A 4567-nucleotide genomic window follows, 5' to 3' on the forward strand; every position below is an offset into this window, starting at 1 on the left:
GCTGCAGCCGGCCGCGGCCGTCGCGCCCAGCGCAACGGCTCCCGCAAGCAAAGAGCGGCGGCCGACACTTCTTCCGATCATGTCGTTGTCGTTCCCCTGTGGTGGAGCCATGGCCGCGCGGCTACCCGAGTCCACGCGTTTCATGCGGCTCGTTTTCGGCCCTTGTCGAGGCGTTGAGGTATTGACCCTTGAGACACAATTGATCCCGTATCCGACCGAGAGGACCCACGATGGCAGACCGGTTCATCGAAGTCTCACTCGACAAGCGCGGAGTCGCCTGTACGGCAAAGCTGCTGGACGACCGTGCTCCGATCACCTGCGAAGCGGTGTGGAACGCGCTGCCGCTGGGCGGTGACGTCTACCACGCGAAGTACGCGCGGAACGAGATCTACGCCCTGCTGCCGCCCTTCGCCCCGGAGGAGCCGCCGCTGGAGAACCCCACGATCACCCCCATTCCGGGCGACCTGTGCTATTTCACCTTCTCCGAAACGCAGTTGGGCACCAAGTCCTACGGCTACGAGACGACGGCCAAGCACCAGGGCAGGGCCCAGGTCGTAGATCTCGCGCTGTTCTACGAGCGCAACAACCTGCTGATCAACGGAGACGCGGGCTGGGTCCCGGGCATCGTCTGGGGCGCGGTCGTCGACGGCCTCGACCGGATGGCCGAGGCCTGCCAGGACCTGTGGCGCGCGGGAGCGCTGGGAGAGACCCTCAACTTCCGCCGGGCGGGCTGATGTCAGCGGCCCCGCTCGCGTAGAGGGCGTGCGCCGCACGCAGCACCAGCGTGTCCGCGTGGCGCGCCCCCACCACCTGCACCCCGATCGGCAGCCCGGCGCGGTCCAGACCGCACGGCACGCTCGCCGCCGGCTGCTGGGTCAGGTTGAACGGGTACGTGAACGGGGTCCAGCCCGTCCACCGCCGGTGGCCGGATCCTTTCGGCACCTCAACGCCCGCCTCGAACGCGGTGATCGGCATCGTCGGCGTCACCAGCAGGTCGTACGCCGCGTGGAACCGGCCCATCGCCTGGCCCAGCGCCATGCGCTCGTCCACCGCGGCCAGGTAGTCCAACGCGCTGTACCGCGCCCCCTGTTCGCAGACCTCCCGCAGCCCGGGGTCCAGCCGCTCCCGGTCCTTGGGGCCGAGCGGCTGCACCACGCGCGCGGTGCCGCTGAACCACAGCACATGGAACGCCTCCACCGGATCCGCGAAACCGGGGTCGGCCTCCTCCACGCGCGCCCCCGCCTCGGCCAGGCGATGGGCCGCGCGCTCCACCGCCGCGGCCACCTCCGGGTCGACCGCCACCCGCCCTCCGAAGGAGGGGGAGTACGCGACGCGCAGCCCGGCCACCCCGCCTTCCGCCTCGCCCAGGGCGGCCCGGAAACCGCCAGGGGCGGCGCCCAGTTGGGACCAGTCACGCCAGTCGGGGCCGGTGATCACATCCATCAGCAGCGCCGCGTCCCGCGCGTCGCGGGTCATCGGGCCGATGTGCGCCAGCGTGCCGAAGGGGCTCGCCGGATACAGCGGGACCCTTCCATAGGTGGGTTTGAGCGCGAAGACGCCGCTGAAGGAGGCGGGGATGCGCACCGAGCCCCCGCCGTCCGTCCCCAGGCTCAGTGGCCCCGCCCCCAGGGCGACCGCCGCCGCGCTCCCGCCGCTCGAACCGCCCGCCGTGCGCCGCGGATCGTACGGGTTGCCCGTCACCCCGTGCCGGGGGCTGTCGGTGACGCCCTTCCAGCCGAACTCCGGCGTCGTCGTCTTGCCCAGGAAGACCGCGCCGTGCTCGCGCAGCCGCGCCACGGCCGGCGCGTCCTCGTCCCAGGGCGGGCCCTCGGCCCGCACGGTCCAGGAGCCGCGGAGCGTCGGCCCGCCGCGCTGGAGCAGGATGTCCTTCACCGACACCGGCACGCCGTCCACCAGGCCGGCCGGCTCGCCCCGCCGCCACCGCTCCGCCGACTCGGCCGCGGCCGCGAGCGCCTCCTCGGCGTCCACCCGTACGAACGCGTTGACGGCTCGGTCCGTGCGCTCGATCCGGTCCAGGGCGGCGCGGGCCGCCTCGACGGGCGAGAAGGCGCCCGAGGCGTAGCCCGCGAGCAGTTCGGTCGCGGTCAGGTCGGCGAGATCGGTCATCGACGCTCCAGTCGGGTCGGTGGATCGCTCCAGGCGGTTCTGCGGGTCAGGTCACCGGCACGTAGCCCAGTTTCTTGTCCACGACGTTGAGCAGCGGTTCGCCCGCCACCCAGCGCTCGAAGTTGTCCATGAACTGCTCGGCGAGATCGTCCCGCCAGCCGACCGTGTCCCCACTCATGTGGGGCGAGACGAGCAGGCCCGGCACGTCCCAGACGCGGCTGCCGGAGGGCAACGGCTCGCTTTCGAAGACGTCCAGCGCCGCCCCCGCGATGCTCCGCGCCAGCACCGCGTCGACCAGGTCCTCCTCCACCACGAGGGGCCCGCGCCCCACGTTGATGAAGTGGCCCTCCGGCTTCATCCGCGCGAAGGCGGCCGCGTCGAACATGGCGCGGGTGTCCTCGGTGAGCGGGGCCGCGCACACCACCCAGTCCGCCTCCGGCAGCAGCCCGGGCAGCGCCGCCGCGCCGTGCACCCTCCCGAACTCCGGGTCGTCCGCGCGCTCCGTCCGCCCCACCAGCTCCGCCCGGACACCCAGTGCCGTCAGAGTGCGGGTGATGGCGCGGCCGATGGGACCAGAACCGACTACCAGCGCGCGCGTGCCGGTCAGCCGCATCGTCTCCCGGTGCTGCCAGCGCCGCTGCCGCTGGAGCTCCCAAGTGCCCGGGAAATCCTTGGCCATGGCGATGACGAGCCCGGCTACGTACTCGGCGATCGGCTGCTCGAAGACGCCGCGCGCGTTGGTCACCACCGTGCTGGAGGCGACCAGCTCCGGGCACAGCAGCCGGTCGACGCCCGCGCTCGCGGTGTGCACCCAGCCCGGCCGGGGGCCGCCGCCCGGCCAGGCGGCGCGCACCGCGTCGGAGGTGAAGTCCCAGACCAGCAGGGCGTCGGCGGCTGGCAGCAGCCTGGGCAGCGAGGCCTCGTCGCTGAGCACGATCCGGGCGCGGCCGGCGATCCGGTCCAGCCGGGGCGGCGGATCGACACCGAAGACAAGGAGGGCGATTTCGGACATGGGCGGGAAACCGTTTCGAAACGTAGGTCCGCTTGGCTGGGTGAGATGCGGCTGGCTGGGCGAGGTACGGCTTGGCTGGGCGAGGTGCGGCGGTGAACCGTCTGAGATGTGAGGATTGACCACGCTAGGGAGCAGAAACTACCTTCGTCAACAGGGGCTCTCGCCCGCTTATCTGTCCCGACGTCCCGGCGTTCACCGGCTTTCCCAACCTGCCGTTTCCTGTGGCCCTCCCGGCCCAGCCCTCCGTTTGTATTGGGGCTTGAAATGGACGTCTCGTTTCTGGGTGGCCCGCACCCGCAGCGCGGTGTGGGAGTTGTGGCACCTTTCGACTTCGCTCTCGACCGGGAGCTGTGGCGCTGGGTTCCGGACGAGGTCTCCCTCCATCTGACCCGCACCCCTTTTGTGCCCGTCGAGGTCAGCCTGGACCTCGCCCGGCTGGTCAGTGAGCACGAGACCCTGAGCGAGGCCGTCCGCGCGCTCGGCGCGGTCTCGCCCGAGGTCGTCGCGTACGCCTGCACCTCCGGCAGCTTCGTCGGCGGGATCGCCGGGGAGCGCGGGATGTGCGCGGCGATGGAGCAGTCCGGGGAGATGCCCGCGCTGACCACCTCGGGCGCGCTGCTGGAGGCGCTGCAGGAGTTGGGCGCGCGGCGGATCGCCCTGGTCACCCCGTACACCGGCTCGGTCACCACCGCGCTGGAGGAGTTCCTCGCCGAAGGCGGTGTCTCGGTCACCGGGCGCGCCTACCTCGGACTGACCCGGCACATCTGGAAGGTGCCCTACCGCGACGTGGTCGACATGGCTCGGCAGGCGGTGGTAGGTGCGGCGGACGCGCTCTTCATCAGCTGCACCAACCTGCCGACCTACGACGCGATCCCGCAGCTGGAGGCCGAGCTGCGGATGCCGGTGCTGTCGGCGAACCAGGTCACGATCTGGGCGGCGCTGCGCCGGATCGGCGAGCAGGCGGTCGGGCCTTACCAGGCGCTGCTCGACCCGGTGGCCCGTCGTGGGCCCGCGGCGATGTCCTCATCTACCGCGCCCGGCGAGGGGGATGGGGCAGTAGAACCCGCCGGCCTGTCGCCGGGCGGTGTGCCGCTGCCACCGGTGGCAGNNGCCGGAGGCGGTGGACGGTCTGGACCCGCCGTACCCGGATGAGCCGGGCGGAATGACGCCTACGTGACGGGGGCCGCATGGGCCCGTGACGGTGGCCAGGTGACCGTGGGCCGACCGGGACCGATCGATCGGGGTGGAACCGATTGGGATGGAACCGATCGGGCTCGGGCGGTGTACTGATGACAGTTGAGCGATCGGGCCGGGGACGGCGGAGGCAGCGGAGGAGGAGGTGAACACGGAGATGGCAGGGGCGCAGGCGGAAGTTGGGTTCCTTTAGCCGGACCACTCGGCGGAGGACGACGACCCACGGCTCGAGGC

4 protein-coding genes are annotated in these 4567 nt (G+C 71.8%); 2 read left to right on the plus strand and 2 right to left on the minus strand.

Translation table 11 applies throughout. The features are described from left to right. Positions 1–230: 230 nt before the first annotated feature. Positions 231–734, plus strand: coding sequence for a DUF3830 family protein (locus tag AOK16_RS10995; protein ID WP_055472069.1), 504 nt, complete (start codon positions 231–233; stop codon positions 732–734). Here AOK16_RS10995 and AOK16_RS11000 read toward each other — a convergent pair. Further along, the gene (locus tag AOK16_RS11000; protein WP_055472070.1) at positions 712–2127 is read right to left on the minus strand and encodes an amidase; all 1416 of its coding nucleotides are present in this window, start codon (positions 2125–2127) and stop codon (positions 712–714) included. The two genes, AOK16_RS10995 and AOK16_RS11000, sit on opposite strands and share 23 nt — an antisense overlap. A gap of 46 nt (positions 2128–2173) precedes the next feature. Continuing rightward, a complete protein-coding gene (locus AOK16_RS11005) occupies positions 2174–3139 on the minus strand; it encodes a D-2-hydroxyacid dehydrogenase (RefSeq protein ID WP_055472071.1) in 966 nt (321 codons plus the stop codon). 264 nt (positions 3140–3403) lie between these two features. Between AOK16_RS11005 and AOK16_RS11010 the strand changes: the two genes are divergently transcribed. Then, positions 3404–4247 (plus strand): maleate cis-trans isomerase family protein (locus AOK16_RS11010; protein ID WP_240483514.1); only part of this gene is annotated, 844 nt, incomplete at its 3' end. Between the last annotated feature and the right edge of the window lie 320 nt (positions 4248–4567).

This window comes from Streptomyces pathocidini (assembly GCF_001418495.1).
Taxonomy (GTDB): Bacteria; Actinomycetota; Actinomycetes; order Streptomycetales; family Streptomycetaceae; genus Streptomyces; species Streptomyces pathocidini.

Excerpts from the sequence above, each read along its gene's own strand:
- AOK16_RS10995 (WP_055472069.1), top strand. The coding sequence starts at position 231 with ATGGCAGACCGGTTCATCGAAGTCTCACTCGACAAGCGCGGAGTCGCC.
- AOK16_RS11000 (WP_055472070.1), bottom strand. The coding sequence starts at position 2,127 with ATGACCGATCTCGCCGACCTGACCGCGACCGAACTGCTCGCGGGCTAC.
- AOK16_RS11005 (WP_055472071.1), bottom strand. The coding sequence starts at position 3,139 with ATGTCCGAAATCGCCCTCCTTGTCTTCGGTGTCGATCCGCCGCCCCGG.